Origin of the sequence: Sutterella sp. KLE1602 (assembly GCF_001578585.1) — a bacterium.
Classification (GTDB): domain Bacteria; phylum Pseudomonadota; class Gammaproteobacteria; order Burkholderiales; family Burkholderiaceae_F; genus Sutterella; species Sutterella wadsworthensis_A.
In genome coordinates, this window is the sequence record NZ_KQ968541.1 from 19,206 (window position 1) to 38,546 (window position 19,341).

General features: G+C 62.3%; 20 protein-coding genes and 1 pseudogene. 16 read left to right on the top strand and 5 right to left on the bottom strand.

The window, feature by feature from the left end:
* The first annotated feature begins 291 nt into the window (after window positions 1-291).
* Window positions 292-1,218, top strand: coding sequence for a manganese-dependent inorganic pyrophosphatase (locus tag HMPREF3036_RS06690; RefSeq protein WP_062332822.1), 927 nt, complete (start codon window positions 292-294; stop codon window positions 1,216-1,218).
* Window positions 1,219-1,310: 92 nt separating this feature from the next.
* Here HMPREF3036_RS06690 and HMPREF3036_RS06695 read toward each other — a convergent pair whose 3' ends face one another.
* The 3 genes from HMPREF3036_RS06695 to HMPREF3036_RS06705 all read right to left on the bottom strand — a co-directional run bounded on the left by HMPREF3036_RS06695 (window position 1,311) and on the right by HMPREF3036_RS06705 (window position 4,350).
* Window positions 1,311-2,195: a LysR family transcriptional regulator gene (locus HMPREF3036_RS06695; protein ID WP_062332824.1), complete on the bottom strand. Its 885-nt coding sequence runs from the start codon at window positions 2,193-2,195 to the stop codon at window positions 1,311-1,313.
* Window positions 2,196-2,325: 130 nt separating this feature from the next.
* Complete coding sequence (locus HMPREF3036_RS06700) at window positions 2,326-3,093, bottom strand: carboxymuconolactone decarboxylase family protein (RefSeq protein ID WP_062332880.1); 768 nt, start codon at window positions 3,091-3,093, stop codon at window positions 2,326-2,328.
* Between the two features lie 225 nt (window positions 3,094-3,318).
* Entirely contained in the window at window positions 3,319-4,350 is a 1,032-nt protein-coding gene (locus HMPREF3036_RS06705; RefSeq protein ID WP_082897391.1) for a threonine aldolase family protein, read from the bottom strand.
* A gap of 239 nt (window positions 4,351-4,589) precedes the next feature.
* Between HMPREF3036_RS06705 and HMPREF3036_RS06710 the strand changes: the two genes are divergently transcribed.
* From HMPREF3036_RS06710 to HMPREF3036_RS11540, 6 genes are all read left to right on the top strand, one after another.
* Window positions 4,590-5,063, top strand: a complete 474-nt coding sequence (locus HMPREF3036_RS06710) for a peroxiredoxin (RefSeq protein WP_062332830.1) — start codon at window positions 4,590-4,592, stop codon at window positions 5,061-5,063.
* 193 nt (window positions 5,064-5,256) lie between these two features.
* Window positions 5,257-5,922, top strand: a complete 666-nt coding sequence (gene hybE / locus HMPREF3036_RS06715; protein WP_062332833.1) for a [NiFe]-hydrogenase assembly chaperone HybE — start codon at window positions 5,257-5,259, stop codon at window positions 5,920-5,922.
* A complete protein-coding gene (locus HMPREF3036_RS11880) occupies window positions 5,919-7,214 on the top strand; it encodes a hypothetical protein (protein ID WP_156469766.1) in 1,296 nt (431 codons plus the stop codon). Before hybE ends, HMPREF3036_RS11880 begins: the two co-directional genes overlap by 4 nt.
* Complete coding sequence (locus tag HMPREF3036_RS06730) at window positions 7,202-7,546, top strand: hydrogenase maturation nickel metallochaperone HypA/HybF (RefSeq protein ID WP_062332837.1); 345 nt, start codon at window positions 7,202-7,204, stop codon at window positions 7,544-7,546. The genes HMPREF3036_RS11880 and HMPREF3036_RS06730 overlap by 13 nt, the downstream gene beginning before the upstream one ends.
* 167 nt (window positions 7,547-7,713) lie before the next feature.
* A complete protein-coding gene (locus HMPREF3036_RS06735; RefSeq protein WP_005435497.1) occupies window positions 7,714-7,977 on the top strand; it encodes a ribbon-helix-helix protein, CopG family in 264 nt (87 codons plus the stop codon).
* Window positions 7,974-8,516 (top strand): GNAT family N-acetyltransferase, encoded by a 543-nt coding sequence (locus HMPREF3036_RS11540; protein ID WP_082897393.1) that lies wholly within the window; start codon window positions 7,974-7,976, stop codon window positions 8,514-8,516. The genes HMPREF3036_RS06735 and HMPREF3036_RS11540 overlap by 4 nt, the downstream gene beginning before the upstream one ends.
* 110 nt (window positions 8,517-8,626) lie before the next feature.
* Here HMPREF3036_RS11540 and HMPREF3036_RS12585 read toward each other — a convergent pair.
* Window positions 8,627-8,737 (bottom strand): annotated as a pseudogene (locus tag HMPREF3036_RS12585) (hypothetical protein); the annotation flags it as partial.
* 457 nt (window positions 8,738-9,194) lie between these two features.
* Between HMPREF3036_RS12585 and HMPREF3036_RS06740 the strand changes: the two are divergent.
* Window positions 9,195-9,650, top strand: a complete 456-nt coding sequence (locus tag HMPREF3036_RS06740) for a hypothetical protein (RefSeq protein WP_062332840.1) — start codon at window positions 9,195-9,197, stop codon at window positions 9,648-9,650.
* Window positions 9,651-9,753: 103 nt separating this feature from the next.
* Here HMPREF3036_RS06740 and HMPREF3036_RS06745 read toward each other — a convergent pair whose 3' ends face one another.
* Window positions 9,754-10,074, bottom strand: a complete 321-nt coding sequence (locus HMPREF3036_RS06745) for a helix-turn-helix transcriptional regulator (RefSeq protein ID WP_062332883.1) — start codon at window positions 10,072-10,074, stop codon at window positions 9,754-9,756.
* Between the two features lie 191 nt (window positions 10,075-10,265).
* Here HMPREF3036_RS06745 and hypB point away from each other — a divergent pair, with 191 nt between their 5' ends.
* The 8 genes from hypB to HMPREF3036_RS06785 all read left to right on the top strand — a co-directional run bounded on the left by hypB (window position 10,266) and on the right by HMPREF3036_RS06785 (window position 18,321).
* On the top strand, window positions 10,266-11,111 hold the full coding sequence (gene hypB / locus HMPREF3036_RS06750; protein WP_062332842.1) for a hydrogenase nickel incorporation protein HypB: 846 nt from the start codon (window positions 10,266-10,268) through the stop codon (window positions 11,109-11,111).
* A 9-nt stretch (window positions 11,112-11,120) separates the two neighbouring features.
* Window positions 11,121-13,580, top strand: coding sequence for a carbamoyltransferase HypF (hypF, locus tag HMPREF3036_RS06755; protein ID WP_062332845.1), 2,460 nt, complete (start codon window positions 11,121-11,123; stop codon window positions 13,578-13,580).
* 13 nt (window positions 13,581-13,593) lie between these two features.
* Window positions 13,594-13,830 (top strand): HypC/HybG/HupF family hydrogenase formation chaperone, encoded by a 237-nt coding sequence (locus HMPREF3036_RS06760; RefSeq protein ID WP_005435509.1) that lies wholly within the window; start codon window positions 13,594-13,596, stop codon window positions 13,828-13,830.
* Window positions 13,827-14,984, top strand: coding sequence for a hydrogenase formation protein HypD (hypD, locus tag HMPREF3036_RS06765; RefSeq protein WP_062332848.1), 1,158 nt, complete (start codon window positions 13,827-13,829; stop codon window positions 14,982-14,984). The genes HMPREF3036_RS06760 and hypD overlap by 4 nt, the downstream gene beginning before the upstream one ends.
* A 17-nt stretch (window positions 14,985-15,001) precedes the next feature.
* A complete protein-coding gene (gene hypE, locus HMPREF3036_RS06770) occupies window positions 15,002-16,051 on the top strand; it encodes a hydrogenase expression/formation protein HypE (RefSeq protein WP_062332853.1) in 1,050 nt (349 codons plus the stop codon).
* A gap of 514 nt (window positions 16,052-16,565) precedes the next feature.
* Window positions 16,566-16,838 carry an HU family DNA-binding protein gene (locus tag HMPREF3036_RS06775; protein WP_005435513.1) on the top strand — a complete coding sequence of 91 codons (273 nt, stop codon included), beginning with the start codon at window positions 16,566-16,568 and terminating at the stop codon, window positions 16,836-16,838.
* A gap of 137 nt (window positions 16,839-16,975) precedes the next feature.
* Window positions 16,976-17,800: an NADPH-dependent 7-cyano-7-deazaguanine reductase QueF gene (gene queF / locus HMPREF3036_RS06780; RefSeq protein ID WP_062332857.1), complete on the top strand. Its 825-nt coding sequence runs from the start codon at window positions 16,976-16,978 to the stop codon at window positions 17,798-17,800.
* Window positions 17,797-18,321: an RrF2 family transcriptional regulator gene (locus HMPREF3036_RS06785; protein ID WP_005435517.1), complete on the top strand. Its 525-nt coding sequence runs from the start codon at window positions 17,797-17,799 to the stop codon at window positions 18,319-18,321. The genes queF and HMPREF3036_RS06785 overlap by 4 nt, the downstream gene beginning before the upstream one ends.
* The last annotated feature ends 1,020 nt before the right edge of the window (window positions 18,322-19,341 follow it).

Consider the following 19,341-nt stretch of genomic DNA (forward strand, 5'->3'; position numbering starts at 1 on the left):
AATTCTTGTCGGTGAAGCGCATCTCGCCTGGCGGCGGATGCGGACTGACATCGTCACGGGCCCGTTCGATGTTGGTTGAACAAATCTTATATTTCAAATATCTGTATTGTCAAGAAGCGCGCGTCGCCTTTTGTAAGAGAATGCTTCGCGTTCGCATCGTCGAATTTGCGTAGCAAGACTCGGCCGCCGTCGGCAGGGGGCCGGACCTGTGAGACCAGCCCGCCCGAGCCGCTCAAAGTCCGCTACAATATCCGGACTTTTTATTCATCCCCTTTTTAGAAAGGCCTCAAAGTGTCCGCTCTCATTCTTGGTCATAAGAACCCCGACTCCGACAGCATCATTTCCGCCATTGCCTGCGCGCATCTCTACAAGCAGCGTGGTCTGGACGTCGTGCCGGCCGCCCAGGGGACGCCCGCCCCGGAAACGGCCTTCATCCTCGAGCGCTTCGGCCTTGAAGCTCCGGAAATCGTGACGAGCGTCGCCGGCCGCGACGTCTACCTCGTCGACTACTCCGACAAGGCCCAGGCTCCCGCCGACATTGATGAGTGCAACCTCAAGGGCATCGTCGACCATCACAAGCTCGGCGACGTGACCTCCACGGCTCCGCTCGAATGCATCATCTGGACGGCCGGCTGCACGAACACCATCCTCAAGCGCATGTACGACTACATGGGCTTTGAAATCCCGGCCAACATCGCCGGCGCCATGCTCTGCGCCATTCTCTCCGACACGGTGATCTTCAAGTCTCCGACGACCACCGACATGGACCGCCAGGCTGCCGCGGAACTCGCCGCAATCGCCGGCATCGCCGACATCCAGGCCCTTGGCATGGAGCTCTTCACCGCCAAGTCCGCCGTCGCCGGCTGCACCCCGCGCTCTCTCATCTTCCGCGACTTCAAGGATTTCAACATGAACGGCTGCAAGGTCGGCGTCGGTCAGCTCGAACTCGTCTCCCTTGACCTCGTCGCCGACATGAAGGCCGCGCTCGAAGCCGAGCTCGCCGCCGTCAAGTCCGAGGAAGGTCGTCACTCCGCCCTTCTGCTCCTCACGGACATCATGAAGGAAGGCTCCGAACTTCTCATGGTCTCCGACGATCCCGCCCGCATCGCCGAAGGTTTCGGCAAGACCTTCGTCGAAGGCTCCAACCTCTGGCTCGACGGCGTCATGAGCCGCAAGAAGCAGGTCGTGCCGGCCCTCGAAGCCGCCTTCCGCAAGTAATTGCGCCTTTCGCCCGCCTCTCAAGGCCGGCTGATTGACGAACAAAGCCCCGAATTCCATGTGAATCCCGGGGCTTTTCTTATCGGGTGAATTCATTCGCCGGCGTCGTCTCTCTCCGCACTTCGGGCCGCATGAGCCCAGAACGCCTCGGCGGCGCTCGAGAGCGCCACGTTCCTGCGTCGAACAAGAATCTGCTCCGAGGTGCGTTCAGGAACCAGCGGTATGAAGACAAGTCCTTCGGGCGGCCTCATGTCGAAGGCGCCCTTGACTACGAGCATCACCGTGCGGGCATCTCCAGCGAGCGTCATGAAAGGAACGGTCGACAGATTGATGAAGCCCGCCACCGTCATGCGTGAGGCGGATTCGCCGAACCACTCTTCGAACGCGTCGCCCAGAATGTGGCGGTGCGGGAGCATCAGGGGGAAGCCTTCGAGCATGTCGGTGGTGACGGCCGTCTCGCGGGCGAGCGGATGGTCCTTGTGAACGGTGACGCCCCAGACTTCCTTTTCGGCGAGCGGTACGTTCTGGTACTTTGCGGCCTCGACGGGCGCAAGCAGCACTGCGGCGTCGATCGTGCCCGCATCGAGATGGGCCTTGAGGTCGTCGCTGTCGGCTGCGTAGATCTCGACCTGGGATCTTGGATGCAGATGTCGCCAGCTTCTGAGCCAACGTGCAAGCGCATGGGCGGCGTTCGTCTCGACGCATCCGATCCGGACCATGCCCGCGAGGCCCGCGCCTGTCGACTCGAGCTCGTGCCGAACGGCATTGTCGAGGTTCACGATCTGACGGGCGCGTACCTGCAGGAGCAGTCCGGCCTCGGTCGGCGTCATGCCTTTCTTGGCGCGCTCAAAGAGCACGGCGCCGTATTCGCTCTCGAGTTCCTGAATGCGTCGCGTGAGCGCAGGCTGCGAGATGTGCAGGCGCTCGGCGGCGCGGGAGAGGCTGCCTGTTTCGCAGACGGCGAGAAATGTCTTCAAGCGGCGGATGTCCATGGATCGGACCCGAAATGGAAGGTGGCGTGAGTGCAGACGGGAGGCGTTTCGAAAAGCGCCTCCCCTGCATTATCCCGCACGGACCCGCGTGCGGGCGCTGGCCTCATCGGGAAAGTCACGCAAGCGCGTCGTACTCGGCCGCGTCGACGGGCTCGAGCCATTCGTTGCCCGTGCCGACGCCGGGCACCTCGATGGCGAGGTGCGAGAACCAGCTGTTCCTTGCGGCGCCGTGCCAGTGCTTGACGCCTGCGGGAATGGAGACGACGTCGCCAGGATGGAGCGGCTGCGCGTTCTTTCCGTCTTCATGGTACCAGCCGCGGCCCGCCACGCAGACGAGGATCTGGCCGCCGCCCGATTCGGCCGTGTGGACGTGCCAGTTGTTGCGGCAGGCGGGCTCGAACGTGACGTTCCAGACGCCTGCGGCGAGCGTGGTCGCCAGCGGCGCGAGCCAGCTGCGGCCGCTGAAGTACTTTGCAAAGCCCGTGTTGGGACTCCCGATCGGGAAGATCATCGAGGCCTGATGGCGGGCCATGCCGTCGGCGTGAGCCTGATCGCAGCCTTCTTCGTTCCAGACGTTCTTCGCCATGCGGAACGCGGCCCAGGCCTTGGGCCAGCCTGCGTAGAAGCCCGTCTGGGTGAGGATCTCGGCGATTTCGGTTCGCGTGACGCCGTTCGTCTTCGCACACCTCAGGTGGTATTCGAGCGAGGCGTCGACAAGGCCTTGAGAAACGAGTGAGACGACGGTCACGATCGAGCGGTCCCGAAGACCGAGCGTCTCGGTCCTCGACCAGACCTCTCCGAAAAGAACGTCGTCGTTGATGCGCGCAAATGCGGGCGCAAAGTCGCCGAGCTGGTCCCGGCCTGCTGTCTGTCTGACGGTCATGAGCATTGCTCCTGTCATTGTCCATGTCGGAAGCGGACGCGGTACCCGCCCCTTCCTCACTCGGAGGACGGCCGCCCGCCTTTGCAGGAAGTGTAAGCCCCGGTCGGATCCATGTCCAATGATTCATTTTCATGCTGATCCATGTATAAGCCGCATGGATCGGGAGACAGTAAAACGCCCGCGGGCGCTGGGCCTGCGGGCGTTCGGGAAGGAGGCGTCGTGACCTTAGAGCAGGGCGAGGAGCGCGTCGACGTCCTCTTCGGTCGTGGCCCAGCTGGTGGCAAGGCGCACGATCGTGTGGTTGTCGTCGGGCTTTTCCCAGAAGCTCAGGCCGACCTTTTCGGAGAGGGTCTGGTACTTGTCGTCGGAGAGCTTGACGAAGGTCTGGTTCGTCGTGGAGTTGAAGAGGAGCTGATAGCCCTTTTCCTTCAGGCCCTCGCGGAGCTTTTCGGCGAGGCGGACGGCCTTGGCGCCGTACTCGACGTAGCGGTTCTCCTCCATGAGGGTCTCGAACTGCAGGCCGGTGATGCGGCCCTTGGCGAGGAGCGCGCCCTGCTGCTTCATCCAGGTGAAGAAGCGCGGGCAGATGTTGGGCGTCGGGAAGACCACGGCTTCGCCGAAGAGCGCGCCGCACTTCGTGCCGCCGATGTAGAAGGCGTCGCAGGTGCGGGCGATGTCGGCGAGCGTCAGGTCGGTCTTGGTGGCGCCGAGACCATAGGCAAGACGAGCGCCGTCAAGGAAGACGCGAGCGCCGTAGCGGTGCGCGACGCCCGTCACGGCCTCGAGCTCGGCGCGCGTGTAGAGTGTGCCCGTTTCGGTCGGGTGCGAGATGTAGACCAGCGCGGGCGCGGGCATGTGGTCGCGGTTGCCGTCGACGATGTACTTGTGGAAGGCGGCCTCGACGTCGCGCGCACGAAGCTTGCCGTCGCGCTGAGGAAGTTCGAACACCTTGTGGCCCAGACTTTCGATGGCGCCCGCCTCGTGAACGGAAATGTGACCGGTCTGGGCGGCGATCACGCCCTCCCAGGGCTTGAGCATCGCGCCGATCACCGTGCGGTTCGTCTGGGTCCCGCCGGCGAGAAGATGAACTTCAGCGTCGGGAGCGTCGCAGGCTTCGCGGATGAGCTCCGCGGCCCTTGCCGTATGCTCGTCCGAGCCGTAGCCGGACGATTTTTCAAGATTCGTTTCCGTGAGCCTTGTGAGAATCTCCGGAATGCAGCCCTCCATATAGTCGGAGGCAAATTCAAGTCGTGCCATTGTCATGGTCCATGCTGAGTGGGGGTCGACATATTCTAGCGCATTCGCGGCGTTTCCCCGAACGGGGACTTTGTGGCCTGTATTTCCTTGCAATCCACCCCGCAGGCGTTGTCATGATGAAGTGACGGCATCAAGATGAATCGCGATGGTTTGGGAATTTCCGTTCTGCAGCGAAAGCGCGCACATTGCCGTCAAACCGTGCTATCTTGATCGGATCGCATTCCTGTTTGGAGACAATTATGTCAGAACGCATTCAGCTCAAGGCGGGCGACGCAGCGCCCGCCTTCTCGGCGCCCGGACTTGACGGCGAGCCCGTCACGCTCGAGTCCTTCGCCGGTCGCGGCCTCGTGCTCTACTTCTATCCGAAGGACAATACCGCGGGCTGCACGCTCGAGGCCCAGGGCTTTCGCGACCATCTGGCCGACTTTGAGGCCCTCGGCTACGCCGTTGCCGGCGTCTCACGCGACAGCGTGAAGAGCCACTGCGGCTTTCGCGACCGCCAGAACCTCAACTTCCCGCTTCTCGCCGACAAGGAGGAAGTCGTCTGCACGGCCTACGGCGTCATGAAGGAGAAGATGATGTACGGCAGGCTCTGCCGCGGCATCGAACGCTCCACGTTCGTGATCTCGCCCGAAGGCAGGATCCTTCATGCGCTCTACGGCGTCAAGGCGAAGACCCACGTTGAGGAGCTCCTTGAGCTTCTCAAGGCCTGAGCGCCTCGCGTTCAGAAGGATGTCCTGCCTTTTTGGCAATGGGCCCTTCTAGATACTTTGGACTAGGCCCTGATCAACTCTTGGGGGATGCATGAAGCGTGCGCCCTTTCCTATACTCCAGTCTATAAACAACGCCTGCGCCTCCCACATCAGAGAGCGGACGACGGGCGAACAGAAAAAACGGGAGAGGGACGTGGAAGAGACGAAGGTGACTCAGGCCGCGCATGAAGTCGAACGCAGGACAATGCCGACGCAGATGAGCCGTCTGCGCGTCTTTGCGAATTCGCCCGCGCCCCACTTCGAGTCGGGGTTCGGGCGCATTGCCGAGACCCGCATGAAGGGGCTTCCCATCCTCAATCCGCGCATTCGTGTGAAGGCGGACAACTTCCGCCGATGGGGCAACGACTGGATCGGCACGGTGACGACGCCGTGGGCGGTCATCGTGGTCTATGCCTGCGGGTGTCGCGAGAGCTGGGTCGACGTGCCCGCGGGCGAAGTCCGCACGCTCGAGCTGCCCGCAGGTGACTTTCCGTTCCTCGGCTGCAGGGACGACCTGCTCGGCGACTATCTGATGCTCTCGCTCGTGAGTCCCGTTACGGAGTTCGAGGACCAGGCGGCGGCCGAGGCCGTGGCCGAGATCGCCCTCAGGACCATTCTCACCGTGCCCGAAGACGAAAAGTTCGGGACGAATTACGACACCGAGGAGGAAGGCACGCCCATTCCTCCACTCACGCCGCCCGTCGCGGGCAGGAAGGTCATTCCGATCAGGGCCGTGCCGCAGGGCGGCGCAGACGGCGGGTCCGTTCAGGTCACGCGCCGCGGGTTCTTCACCCGCATGGCGAAGGGAGCGGACAAATGATCGATGCCGGTGTCATCACTGTCGATCTGCTGCTCGCGCCGGAGTCCCGTCCCGGGGACCTTCGCGTGAGACGCGCATCGCTTCTCAACGAACGCACGCTCAATCTCATGGACAGGCTTGCCCGAAGCCTGGGGAGCTGCCGTGAGGTGGTGCCGCTCGTCTTCAGCCTATGCCCCTGCGCGCATCTCGTCACGCTTGACGCCGCCGAACGCGCGGCCGCAGGTCTTGCGGAGGACGAGCGCCGCACGGTCGACGGCTGTCTCGCCGAGCGCGCGCTGATGCTTGAGGCGCTTCTGGAAAACATCCGCGTGCTCGCGCTTGACGCCTCGAAGCTCGTCTGCGTCCCTGTTCAAGCCGATTCGCTTGCCGCCTATGCAAAGGCCCGGGCGGGCTTCTCGGGCGTCATCAGGACGCTGCAGGGGTTCAACCTCGTCACGGGGCAGGTCGATGAAGACGCCCTCCTTGAGGCACACCGCCTCATCGACAGACTGACGGCCGACTGTGAGGGCCTTCTGGCATCACTGGTCTTCGGCATTTCTCCCGAAGCCTTTCTGGAGATGACCGAGCCCGTGCAGTACGCCGCTTGGTACGGGACGAATGCCTCGACCGTCGCCTCGGCGCTCGCCTACCGCTACCATGCCCTGCCCGCAGCCTTCGGTGCGCTGGACTGCCCGCCTGTACCGCAACCCCATGAGCTCGACTTTCCGGATTTTGCCGACGAGATGTACCACAGGCTCAGGAATGAAGCCGACTTCGAGGCCGAGCCCGTTTACCGCCGCAGGCCCTCGTTTACGGGAGCACTCGTGAGGGAGGCGGGACACCCTCTTGTCGAAGCCCTCTGCGCCACGGCGGGTCAGTCCGCCGGCACGCTTCTGGCGGCACGCCTTCTTGACACGGCTGCCTTCTGGGCACAGCTCGCACACAGGGAGCACGAGAATCTGCCTGCCCTTCCCGAGGTCTACACGATGCGGCTTCCCGACACCTGCGGGGCGATTGCCTGCGCGACGACCGCCCGAGGTCTTCTCACACACGCCTCGGGCTTCAGGCAGTCGAGGTCCGGACTCGAGCACTTCCATGCCGTGGTTTCCCCCACCGAGTGGCAGTTCGCTCCCGAGGGTCCCGGCCAGCAGGCGCTTGAAAGCGCCGTGAGGCACCTGAAGCGCTCCGGTGCGGGCGTCGACGAGGAGACTCTCAGAAACATCATCCGTCTGGCGCTCTTCGGGCTTGACGCCTGCGTGCCGCTTGACATCAGGCTTCGGGCTGCAGGAAGGAGTGATACATGCATGAAATGAGCATTGCCGAAGGCATCATCGAGATTGTCGAGCGCACGGCAGGCCGGAGCGGCGTCACACGCGTGAAGGAGGTTCGAATCGAGGTGGGCGAACTCGCAGGGGTTGACATCTCGTCCCTTGAATTCGCCTGGGTCTCCGTCACTCGCGGAGGGCCCGCCGAGGGCTCAAGGCTCGTGATTGAACGGCCGCGGGGAGAGGCCTGGTGCCTCGACTGCGCCAAAACCGTCCCGCTTACCAAATATGGCGATCCCTGCCCCGTCTGCGGGGGCTTTCATCTCGCTGCCACGGGCGGCACTGAAATGCGCGTCATCGACTTCGTCCCCGAAGATTGACTTCTATGGTCTCATGCGTAAACAACGATTATCAACACCGCTCAAGCGACACCGCCCCTCAAGTTGGAGAACAGGAAAAGGAAAGGCAGGCATGAAGAGGCGCTCTTGTATTGCAATGCAATACGATTTGGGTTATCGTATCTCCATAGATTAGAGGAGGACACCATATGAGTGCTCAAACCATCAGTCTGCGTCTGCCGGAAGAGGAGGTCGCCATTCTCAATCTTCTCTCAGACAGAGAGCGGCGCACCAAAACCCAAATTATTCGCGAAGCTCTGCAGCCTCTTTTCAGGAAAGTCTTGGATGAGCCGGAAAGGATTACGTTAAGCAATACGGAATTTCAGGCCTTGTTAGATGAAATGGCAACGCCGCCTGGTGAAGAAGTTCTTGCACGTCGTCGCCATCTCATGACCTATGAGCGTTGGAAATGACCGTTTATTCTTTTTCCAAGCCACTGCCTCTTGACCCGGACATTCCACATGATGCTCTAGATCGCTTTGATTGCGACGTCCCGGTATTGAACCAGTGGTTGCGGACGCGCTCTGTTCATAACGAAAAGTATGGCAGTAGTCGAACCTACGTGGCCTTTGATGAGGGGGGAAGCATTGCAGGGTATTTTTGCATTAGCAATGCTGTTCTTGATCATGATCGCTTGTCAGCGGGTTTTCGTCGGAATAAGCCAAACCCGTTGCCGTGCTGTCTGCTTGGAAGACTAGCGGTCGATAAACGCTATCAGGGGCAAGGGCTCGGCGGAGCATTGTTAGTCGAGGCCTTGAAGATAACGCAGGGCGTTTCCAGGATGTCCGGTTGTTGGGCGTTAGTCGTTCAACCTAAGGGCGAAAAAGAAATTGGCTTTTATGAGCATCTCGGCTTTCGCCGATGCAAAGTAGGAGATCCGCCAATGCTCTTTTTCGAAATCGAACACTTCACAAAGTTAACGGTCGCCCCTCCAAACGGAAGGGCGGCGTGACTGCTCCCCGTCCGATTTGAAACCAAATCGGGCGAGGCTTCCTGCTTCTTCGACGTTGCCTCAGCCATAGCTTCGGTCTTACGCATCTCCACAGGCTTTGGCTCGTGACGTTACGAGCGCAAGACGGTCAGCCCAACCGCCTTCAACATCCGGATGCCTTCCTGCTTGATGTTCAGGGAGACATTGATATCCCGGTCATGGTGAGCACCGCAATGCGGGCATGTCCCTTTCTAGGCAAATGAACGATTGAGTGTCAAACCCGATGGCAAGTTCAGGCTATAGCAGTGTGAATCCTCCACGCCCATCCTCTCTTTCGGCTGGGCTTTCCTCCTCTTCCGGAGGACTCCCTGACCGCTGACAGCGGATATGCTCAACAATCTGCACTCACTTAGAGCGCATCTCCGCACAAACCCGAATTAGAGTGTTCAGGTTTACGCCTGAACCGCGCTAGCAATAATGCTGGTTATGGAGCTGCATTTTTTTTCGAACGTCTGACTGTCACCAATCCGCCCTTTGTTTCTGCACAAGAGTTGCATTTCGGGTGCTGCGTTCAGGAGGTTCCTCTCCAGAGACGCAGGGCAATCATTCCGGTCTGCAGTTGGGCATTATCGATCCACTTTGTGGAGCTCGTGGTAACATCACGGCACATTCCACCCACATCCTACCGCTTCGAAAACCATGCTCAACTGGCTCATCGGGACGCTCTTCATGGCGTTTCCCCTGCTTCTTCCCATTTTCATTCTCATGATCGCCCGCAAAATCGGCTACCGCTGGCCTGCCCAGAGTCTCTTCATGCGCGTGGCGCTCGCCTTCTACGCGATCTCTCTCGTACTCATCGGCGGGCATGCCGCTGAAACCGGACTCGGTCTTCAGGAATTCTTCAACGCCTACTACGGCGCGGCTTCTGATTCCACCCTGCTCTACTACCTCGGCCTTGCGTGCCAGATCCTCGCCATTGTCGCGCTCATGTTTGTCGTCAACTGGAAGGTCATTCGCCTCTACTACGGCGAGGACTGGAAGGCTCCCGCCGGCTTCATGACGAAGGAGGAGGCCGAGAAGGCCGCCAATGCCGACCAAGTTCAACCCGAAGCCAACGTCGCCGAACCTCGCAAAAAGGACGGCAGGACCGAATAATCGGCGTCAGATCTTCGCTCCCGTGTGTGAAAAGGCCGCAGGTGTCAGAGCCCGCGGCCTTCTTGCATTCAGTGACTGTGGAGGAAATGCTTGGGTTTGCGCATCAAGGGGCGGCCTTCTCGGTCGCGTGAGCCTCGTCCCAGGCGGCCATCATGTCGAGCCAGGGGGCTGCGCCCGTGCCGAAGATCGAGCCTGCGGTTTCGGCCATGGCGGGCGTGAGCGGTAGTTCGCCGTTGTAGAAGGCCTCGAGTTCGGTCGTCGAGAGGCCGAACCACTTCGCCGCGAGTGCGGGCGGGGTATCTGCGAGGATTTCGCGAAGGACTTCTCCGGGGTGCTGCTGGGCGGATGCGGGCCTGCGGCCGCCGCGCTTCCCTGCGGGACTGGGCTTGCCGGACTTTCCGGCCTTGTTCGGTTTTCCGGCCATGACGCTGGTCTCCAAAATGGTGTGTATCCTGCAATCTTATCCCTTTGGGTGACGTTCTTCTAGTACCAATGCTCAATTGCAACGGTCCTTGTGGTTGAGGTCGGGGTATTCGCGAGACGCCTAGAATGAAGGCATAGACAAAGTTTTTGTGCGCCTCTCCAATTCGGGATGCGCGCGAAGGAGACCGAAAGATGTGCACAACCTGCGGCTGCGGCGAACACAACCACACCCACATGCACGCCCATGTGGACGAGAACGGCAATGTAACGACTCATGTCGCCCACGATCACGATCATGAGCATCGTCATGACCATGCCAACGGGCACCATCATGACCATGACCACGGTCCCGCTCACAGCCACGCCCCGACGACGTCCGCCTCGCGCGCCATCTCGATCGAGGAGGACATCCTCGGGCGAAACAACGCGATTGCGGCCGTCAACAGGAAGTTCTTCCGCGAACACCGCGTGCTCGCGCTCAATCTTGTCTCGTCGCCCGGTTCGGGCAAGACCGAGCTTCTCGCTCAGACGCTCAAGAGGGCCTCGGGCTTTCGCACGGCCGTGATCGAGGGCGACCAGCAGACCGCGAACGACGCCGAGCGCATACGCGCCACGGGCGTGCGAGCCCTGCAGATCAACACGGGCAAGGGCTGCCATCTCGACGCCGCGATGGTGAGCCACGCGCTCGAGCACCTCGTGCCCGAAGACGAGTCCGTGCTCTTCATCGAGAACGTAGGCAACCTCGTCTGCCCGGCCGAGTTCGACCTCGGCGAGGCTCACAAGGTCGTGCTCCTCTCCGTCACGGAGGGCGAGGACAAGCCGCTCAAGTATCCCGACATGTTCCGCGCGGCCGACCTGATGATCCTCACGAAGACGGATCTTCTGCCCTACGTCCCGTTTGACGCAGAGAGGGCCGAGGAGAACGCCAGACGCGTGAACCCGAAGATCCGCACGATGCGTGTCTCGGCCGTGTCGGGCGAAGGCATGGAGAAGTGGCTCGCCTGGCTTGCCGCCGAACTGATGCTCTCGGGACTGTGAGGTCCGGCCATGACGAAGGCCGCAACGGACTTTCGCGTGCGCGGACTCGTGCAGGGCGTGGGCTTCAGGCCCACGGTCTACAGGATCGCGCTTGAGCTCGGTCTCTCGGGCACCGTCTGGAACGATGCCGAAGGGGTCGTCGTGCACCTTGAGGGCGAGTCCGAGGTGCTCGAACGCTTCCCCGAGGCGCTTCTCGCAGGCAAGCCCCCGCTCGCGCGCATCGACGCCGTCGAGCTCGCAGCGGGCGAACTTCAGGGCATGGAGGGCTTCTCCATTTCCGCCACGCCCTCCGGCGGCCGCGTGACCACTGCCGTCACTGCCGACGCCTGTGTGTGTGACGCCTGCCTCGACGACATCTTCAATCCAAATGACCGCCGCTGGCGCTATCCGTTTGCAAACTGCACCCATTGCGGCCCGCGCTTCACCATCACGCGCCACCTTCCCTACGACCGTCCCCAGACGGCCATGGCGGGCTTTCCGATGTGCCCCGACTGCAGGGCCGAGTACGAGGATCCGCTCAACAGGCGCTTCCACGCCCAGCCGATCGCCTGCCCCGTCTGCGGACCGAAGCTCACGCTCGTGACGCCCGACGGTACGGCGGTCGAGGGCGACGCCATCCGCGAGACGGTGAAGGCCCTCGGGGCCGGCCGGATCATTGCGATCAAGGGGCTCGGCGGCTTTCACCTTGCGTGTGACGCCGAGAATCCGGAAGCCGTCGCTGCGCTCCGCAGCCGCAAGCAGCGCGATGAAAAGCCCCTTGCCGTCATGGTCGCGGGCCTTGCTTCGGCCGAGCGCTTCGCATACGTCACCGACGATGAGAAGGTCCTTCTCACGGGCCCCGCGCATCCGATCGTGCTGCTGAAGAGAAGGACGGGGGAAAACGTGCCTGCGCTTGCAGGCGTTGCCGACGGACTCGAGGCGATCGGGGTCATGCTCCCCTATACGCCTCTTCACGCCCTCATCTTCCACAGCTTTGCGGGCGAGCCCGAGGGACGCGGCTGGATGAACGACGTCCTTCCCGTCACGCTCGTGATGACGAGCGCCAACATGAGCGGACTGCCGCTCTGCACCGAAAACGAGGAGGCGCTCGAGCGCCTCTCCGGGGTCGCAGACCTCTTCCTTCTCTCCAATCGAGACATCGTCACACCCTGCGACGACTCGGTCGTGAGGGCGGGCGTTGAAGGCACGTCCTTCGTGCGCCGCTCGAGGGGTTATGCGCCCGAGGCGGTCATGCTCCCCGAATCTGCGGTCGCGGCGAAAAAGCCCGTCGCCCTCGCCTTCGGACCCTATCTCAAGAACACGGCGTGCTTTCTTCGTGATCGCGAAGCCTTCCTCACGCAGCACGTGGGATCCCTCTCGAACCGACCGACGGTCGAGCTTCTCTCGCGCTCGGTCTCACACATGAGCGCCCTTTTTGAACTGAGTCCCGAGGTCGTCGCCTGCGACGCGCATCCGGACTTTCCCTCGACGAGACTTGCCCTTGAATATGCGGACCGGCACGGCATTCCCTGCATTCCCGTCCACCATCATGCGGCCCACGTTGGCGTCGTGGCGGCGGAGCGCGGCGTTGTGAAGCCCCTGCTCGGCCTTGCGCTCGACGGCGTCGGCATGGGGGCGGACCGTCTCCCCTGGGGCGGCGAACTTCTTCTCTGCGGGCCCGCCTCGTGGGCGAGGCTCTCTCACCTCGAGTCCATGCCGATGCCGGGCGGCGACAGGGCCGCCACGGAACCCTGGCGCATGGGCGTCGCCCTGATGGCGATGGCGGGCGCGGGGGACTTTGCAGAAGAGCTCTTCCCCGGCATTGCGTCGGTGTCGATGCTCAGGAAGCTCCTCGCGGGGGATCCGGAGAAGGCGGCCCTGCTCGGTACGACCACTTCCTTCGGACGTTGGTTCGACGGCATGAGCGCCATTCTCGGCCTCTGCACCCATCAGCACGACGAGGCAACGGCCGCCATGCGTCTTGAGGGCGCTGCGGTGCGCGGACGCGACAATCCCGCCTGCGGCACGCTCGACGTCGAGGCGGGCGACCGGATGATTCTTGCCGACGGCACGCTCTCGCTCGTGCCGCTCGTTCGCCGCGTCGTCGACGAAAGGCTCTCTGGCACATCCGTCGAGTGTCTCGCGGCTCTCGTGGAAAATGCCGTCATCGCCGCGCTCGCCGACTGGATCGCCTTCCACGCGACGAAGCTCGTCGAAGAATTCGGTCCGGGGCTTCTTGCCTCGGACGACAATGAAAACATGCTTGTCGCCCTCACGGGCGGTACCATGAACAACGCGGCCCTCTCGAAGGGGCTCGTCGAGGCCCTCACTTCGAGGGGCCTCGCCGGAGCGCTGCCGCTGCACGTCCCCGCGGGAGACGGCGGACTTTCGCTCGGTGAGGCCTGGTGGGCCCGCTCGGCACTGGCCGCAGGCGCGACCGAGTACTCGCCGCTCGACGCCTCCGCCGTCCTCGGACGAGTGCAACCATAAGGAGAATCATGACATGTGTCTCGCCATTCCAGGACAGATCATCAGGCTCGCCGGCGACGGCGAGGCCGTCTGCGACATCGGCGGCATTGAAAAGACGGTCAACGTCTCGCTCATCGAGCGCCCCGTTCCGGGAGACTGGGTCATCGTGCACGTGGGCTTCGCGCTCAACCGCATCGACCCCGAGGAGGCCCAGAGGACCCTCGCGGCGCTCAAGGCCGCGGGTCTGCACGACGAGGAGCACGCATCATGAAGTACGTCGACGAATACCGTGAGGGCGATGCCGCACGGCGCATTGCTGCCGAGATCAGGCATGAGGCCGATCCGAAAAGGATCTACCGCTTCATGGAGTTCTGCGGCGGCCACACCCACGTGCTCGCCCGCTGGGGGCTCACCGACATCCTGCCGCCCAACGTGCGCATGATCCACGGACCGGGCTGTCCCGTCTGCGTGCTGCCCGTCGCGCGCATCGACATGGCGATGCAGCTCGCGCTCGAAAGGAACGTGATCCTCTGCACCTATGCCGACACCATGCGCGTCCCGGCGGGCAAGGGCATGTCGCTCTTCAAGGCCAAGGCTCAGGGCGCGGACATCCGCATGATCTACTCGCCCATGGATGCGCTTGAGCTGGCGAAAGCCAATCCAGAGCGCGAGGTCGTCTTCTTCGCGATCGGGTTCGAGACGACCACGCCGCCCACGGCCGTTGTCCTCAAGGCTGCAAAGGCCGCGGGCGTGAAGAACTTCTCGGTTTTCTGCAACCACGTGCTCACGCCCGCCGCGATGACCCACATCCTGAAGATGAGCGAGGAGCGTCCCGAAGTGCCCGTTCTCGACGGTCTCGTGGGCCCCGCCCACGTCTCAACCATCATCGGTTCGGGACCCTACGAGGTCTTCGCGCGCGACAACCGCCTTCCCGTCGTTGTGACGGGGTTCGAGCCCCTCGACATGCTCTACGCCATCCTGATGATGGTGAGGCAGGTGAACGACGGCCGCCACGAAGTTGAAAACGAATTCACCCGCGCCGTCACCCGTGATGGGAACGTCGCCGCCATCCGCCTCATGGACGAGGTCTTCGAGCTTCGCGATTCGTTCGAGTGGCGCGGACTCGGACGCCTCCCTAAGTCCGCTCTGAAGCTTCGCCCCGAATGGGCGGACTTCGACGCGGAAAAGCGCTTTGCCATGACCGAGCGCGCCGTCACGGACAACAAGGCCTGCGCCTGCGGTGCGATCCTCAGGGGCGAAAAGACGCCCGAACAATGCCCGCTCTTTGGCCGCGCCTGCAATCCCGCCAACCCGATCGGGGCCTGCATGGTCTCCTCGGAAGGCGCCTGTGCGGCCGCCTGGAGCTACGGCCGACGCCGCGCCGCAGCGCCCGAGAAGGCGAAGACTTCTGACGATCAGCGATAAAGGAAGAAGGAAGAACCATGACCGACTTTTACATGCGCCCCCTCGACATGAAGAACGGCGCCGTCGACCTCACCCACGGCGCGGGCGGCCGCGCCACCGCGCAGCTCATTCACGACGTCTTCGGACGGCACTTCACGAACGCCTGGCTCGACGAAGGGCACGACGGCGCGCTCCTTCCGCCCATGACCCGCCCCGTGGCCGTCTCCTGCGACGGCCACGTCGTGCGTCCCCTCTTCTTCCCCGGCGGCGACATCGGGCGGCTCTCCGTAGCAGGCACCGTCAACGACGTCGCCATGTGCGGTGCGCGGCCCCTCTATCTCACCGCCAGCTTCATTCTTGAAGAGGGCTTTCCCCTGAAGGACCTCGACGCCGTCGTCGCCTCCATGGCGAAAACCTGCGAAGAGGCGGGCGTCGCCATCGTGACGGGCGACACCAAGGTGGTCGAGCGAGGCCACGGAGACGGCGTCTACATCGCGATCTCCGGCATCGGCGAAAAGATCTCGGAGGGCACGATCTCGGGGCGCGCCGCACGTCCCGGCGACGCCGTGCTCATCTCGGGCACCATGGGCGACCACGGCACCGCCATCCTCTCCTTCCGCGAAGGCATGAGCTTCGGCACGACCGTCGAGAGCGACTGCGCACCATTGAACGAAATGGTCGAGGCGGTCCTTTCCGCCGCCCCGCACGTCCACGTGCTGCGCGATCCGACCCGCGGAGGCCTTGCCGCCACACTCAACGAAATCGCCTCCCAGAGCAACGTTGGGATCCTTCTTGAGGAGAGCACCGTGCCCGTGCGCCCCGAAGTCCGGAGCGCCTGCGAATTCCTCGGACTCGATCCGCTATACGTCGCCAACGAAGGCAAGATGATCGTGATCGTCCCCGAAGACGAGGCCGACGCGGCGCTCGCCGCCATGCGCGCCTCGCCCTATGGCGAGAACGCCGCAAGGATCGGTCGCGTGACGGACGACTCTGACGTCCCAGTCGGCATGGTCGAGATGGTCACCCTCATGGGCGGACGCCGGACCGTCGACTGGCTCGCGGGCGAGCAGCTTCCGCGAATCTGCTGAGCCCAAGGAAGTCTCTGAAGCCCTGCGGGACGCACGTTCGAGCCGCCGCAGGGCTCTTTTTTTTTGGGGAAAACTTGATGCGCGTCAAATGAATTGCAGAATTCCGGAAGGTTGTTTCAGGCCTTAAATTGGTAGCAGCTTGTAAATTCTTGGGTCTTTCTGCAGGGTCGCAAAGGTGTCTCGGCCGGTCCGACGGTTCCGTAATGGCGGAAAACCCTCGCAAATCTACGCAGAAATGCGGAAGAAATGCTCGAAATCGGCTCCTGACCACGCTTTCGGGCGAAAATGCCTGCCCTTTTTTCGGAAAAATTGCAAGAGGGGGCGGGCATCGTTCGCAGGCCCCGAAGCCCTTCGGATCCGTTGGAGGGCAATCGCTGCGGCGAGAAGACTTTGCTATGATTGTGCCCAAGTCGAGCTCGGGTCCCTTTCCGTGTTCGACTCGGTATTCGGGCCCTGTCCGTCAGGAGGACGGGCCGCACTATCGGGACTCACGGTCCCTTCAGGAGTCATTGAAATGAACAAGTCCGAATTTATCACCGCCCTCCAGGCCAAGACCGGTCTCGCCAAGGCCGACGTGACGAAGCTCGTCAACGCCTACGGTGAAGTCGTCATTGAAGCCGTTTCCAAGGGCGAAGACGTTCGCCTCATCGGCTTCGGCACGTTTGGCACCTCCGAACGCGCCGCCCGCGTCGGCCGCAACCCGCACACGGGTCAGGAAATCCAGATCCCGGCCGGCCGCGTCGTCCGCTTCTCCGCCTCCGCCAACTTCAAGGAAGCCGTGAAGTAATCCGCTGATCCGTCCGATCATGCAAGCAAAGAGGAGCCCGCAGGCTCCTCTTTGCATTTTGGTTCCTCACCTTCGTCCCGCTATAATCTGCGAACGAGAACAGCATTCACTCTCAGGAATCCATTTCAGGAGAAGCCATGTCCGCCTGTGCGCCCGCCGGCACCCTGCTCGGCCAGACGACCGAATACGTCGACACCTATCGTCCCGACCTCCTCACGCCCATTCCGCGCTCGCTCGGACGCGACGCGATCGGCGTGCACGACTTCCGCGGCACCGACGTCTGGCGCCTCTATGAAATCACCTGGATCAACGAGCGCGGCCTTCCCGTCGCCGCCGCCGGCGAAATCCGCGTGCCCGCGACGAGCCCCTGCATTGTAGAATCCAAGTCCCTGAAGCTCTACATCGGCTCGCTCACCCAGACGAAGATCGCCTCCGTCGAAGAGGCCGCCCGCCTCATCGCCCGCGACGTCTCCGCGTGCGTGGGCGCACCCGTCGAGGTCCTCATTGACGACCTCGCCCGCTGGGAGATGCCCGTCACCCGCGTCCCGGGCATCGTGCTCGAAGCCGAGTGCGGCGACCTCGAGTGCAGCGTTTACGAACCCGACGCCTCGCTCCTCAAGGCCGCCTCCGACGAAGTCGTCGAGGAGACCCTCTCCTCCAACCTCCTTCGCTCGCGCTGCCCCGTCACGGGCCAGCCCGACCATGCCTCTATCGTAATCAGCTACCACGGCCGCCGCATCGACCGACGCGCGCTCCTTGCCTACATCGTCTCCTTCCGACGCCACCAGGGCTTCCACGAGCAGTGCTGCGAACAGATCCACGCCGACATCATGCGCGTGCTCGCCCCCGAGGCCCTGTCGGTCAACTGCTGCTTCACTCGTCGCGGCGGCATCGACATCAGCCCCTTCCGCTCCACCGTTGCGGATCTTCCCGATCCCGTCATCAGGACGCCCCGCCAATGAGCTTTCTCAAGATCGGCACGCGCTCGCGCTACGCCCTGCGCTTCATGATCGAGCTTGCCGAAGTCGAACGCGCCGCAAGGTCCGACGAGACCCGCAGGCGAGGCTATGTCAAGCTTCGAACCGTCGCGAGTTCCCAGGACATCTCCTGGCGCTACCTCGAGCAGATCGCGCCCGCACTCGCCGAGGCCGGCATGGTCGAGACGGGACGCGGGCCGCTCGGCGGCTACAGGCTGTTGCGAAATCCCGCAACACTCACCGTCGCTGAGATTCTTGCCGTCGTCGAATCTGACGAAGCGCCCATGAAGTGCTTCGATCCCGAGGACGACTGCAGCCGGCGCGCAGGCTGCGCCGCCACCTTCCTCTGGAAGGGTCTCTCCGACGTGGTTGACAAGTACCTGCAGAGCGTCACGCTTCAGGATCTCCTCGACGGTCGCGTCACCGTTCCCAAGCTCATCGGTGCGCGCCATGACGAACCCGTACCTCCGGATGCGAACGCCTCGGAGATCGATGAAAAGGCCTGACGCTCCCTTCTGGAAATAATCGCATCATGAAAAAAGCCGGCTCCCCTTCGGTGGGTTGTCGGTTTTTTTGGCTCTTCAAGGGGACTTGTGTGTAACAGGTACCCCCTTTTGTACAGAACGCACTTGTCTAAGAGGAGGATTGGGCCGAGCATCGTCTCCTAGAAGCACCACTTCCAGGTCTGAGCAGCAGAGCATGATCATATCGGTCATATTCTGCAGATTACGAAAACCATACTCACGTCGCAGGATGAGTTTGAGCTTCAACATTTTTGTTCGCCGCCACATGGCTCGAAGGGTGCCGCAGGCATCCTCCTCACTCAAGGCTTTGACGATCACTCGGTTCCGTCAAGGCCGTACGCGGCATATGCTCGGCCGCACGCGTCCTCCTCTATACGCTCCCGGCCTTGACCGCTCCGAGCGTTCGTCCACATTGCCGCACCCTCTCAGTAAACAAGAATCACTTACCAGCATCCGTGCTCGCGCTCGTTGGCGCGGGTCAACACCACCTTCTGGGCCTGACTTTACCCACAACTCTGCCTGAAGGCTCGTTTTTTTGCCGGCAGGCTGTCACGTAGAGCCTGGTTTCGCAGCGTTGTTAGGCCTGAACACTGATAAAAACGCCACGAACTGAGCTGTGTTTGAAGGTGCTTTGCTTTGCGAGATGATTGTTGCGATTTCGCCACACTTTAATCGCCTTGGAGGTTTGTACAGTCGGTTTTTTCATTCACGTTTGATGCGATGAGTGCTGAAGACGGTGACATGTCTTATGTGGAATCCCGGTACCCTCCCTTGTGATTCCTTCTTCAGACTCGTGCAACGTTTGCATTTGCACCTTCCCTTTGCTGCAAGGATTCATGCAGGCGTCTCTCTTCATGGCGTTCCCTATCGGGATCCCATCCCCGTCCTTTTCCAGAAATATGTCCCGTTCCCGAAGGGCCTTTGCTTTCCTTAGTACCCCCTTCCGTTGCTCAATGTTCGTTGAGATCCTGGTGAGTCGTATAAGGGTTTACCCCCCCCCCC

Bases quoted from the DNA above. Each gene is read 5' to 3' on its own strand.
- HMPREF3036_RS06700 (WP_062332880.1), bottom strand. From the start codon at position 3,093: ATGACCGTCAGACAGACAGCAGGCCGGGACCAGCTCGGCGACTTTGCG.
- HMPREF3036_RS06705 (WP_082897391.1), bottom strand. From the start codon at position 4,350: ATGGCACGACTTGAATTTGCCTCCGACTATATGGAGGGCTGCATTCCG.
- HMPREF3036_RS06710 (WP_062332830.1), top strand. From the start codon at position 4,590: ATGTCAGAACGCATTCAGCTCAAGGCGGGCGACGCAGCGCCCGCCTTC.
- HMPREF3036_RS11880 (WP_156469766.1), top strand. From the start codon at position 5,919: ATGATCGATGCCGGTGTCATCACTGTCGATCTGCTGCTCGCGCCGGAG.
- HMPREF3036_RS06730 (WP_062332837.1), top strand. From the start codon at position 7,202: ATGCATGAAATGAGCATTGCCGAAGGCATCATCGAGATTGTCGAGCGC.
- HMPREF3036_RS06735 (WP_005435497.1), top strand. From the start codon at position 7,714: ATGAGTGCTCAAACCATCAGTCTGCGTCTGCCGGAAGAGGAGGTCGCC.
- HMPREF3036_RS11540 (WP_082897393.1), top strand. From the start codon at position 7,974: ATGACCGTTTATTCTTTTTCCAAGCCACTGCCTCTTGACCCGGACATT.
- HMPREF3036_RS06740 (WP_062332840.1), top strand. From the start codon at position 9,195: ATGCTCAACTGGCTCATCGGGACGCTCTTCATGGCGTTTCCCCTGCTT.
- HMPREF3036_RS06745 (WP_062332883.1), bottom strand. From the start codon at position 10,074: ATGGCCGGAAAACCGAACAAGGCCGGAAAGTCCGGCAAGCCCAGTCCC.
- hypB (WP_062332842.1), top strand. From the start codon at position 10,266: ATGTGCACAACCTGCGGCTGCGGCGAACACAACCACACCCACATGCAC.
- hypF (WP_062332845.1), top strand. From the start codon at position 11,121: ATGACGAAGGCCGCAACGGACTTTCGCGTGCGCGGACTCGTGCAGGGC.
- HMPREF3036_RS06760 (WP_005435509.1), top strand. From the start codon at position 13,594: ATGTGTCTCGCCATTCCAGGACAGATCATCAGGCTCGCCGGCGACGGC.
- hypD (WP_062332848.1), top strand. From the start codon at position 13,827: ATGAAGTACGTCGACGAATACCGTGAGGGCGATGCCGCACGGCGCATT.
- hypE (WP_062332853.1), top strand. From the start codon at position 15,002: ATGACCGACTTTTACATGCGCCCCCTCGACATGAAGAACGGCGCCGTC.
- HMPREF3036_RS06775 (WP_005435513.1), top strand. From the start codon at position 16,566: ATGAACAAGTCCGAATTTATCACCGCCCTCCAGGCCAAGACCGGTCTC.
- queF (WP_062332857.1), top strand. From the start codon at position 16,976: ATGTCCGCCTGTGCGCCCGCCGGCACCCTGCTCGGCCAGACGACCGAA.
- HMPREF3036_RS06785 (WP_005435517.1), top strand. From the start codon at position 17,797: ATGAGCTTTCTCAAGATCGGCACGCGCTCGCGCTACGCCCTGCGCTTC.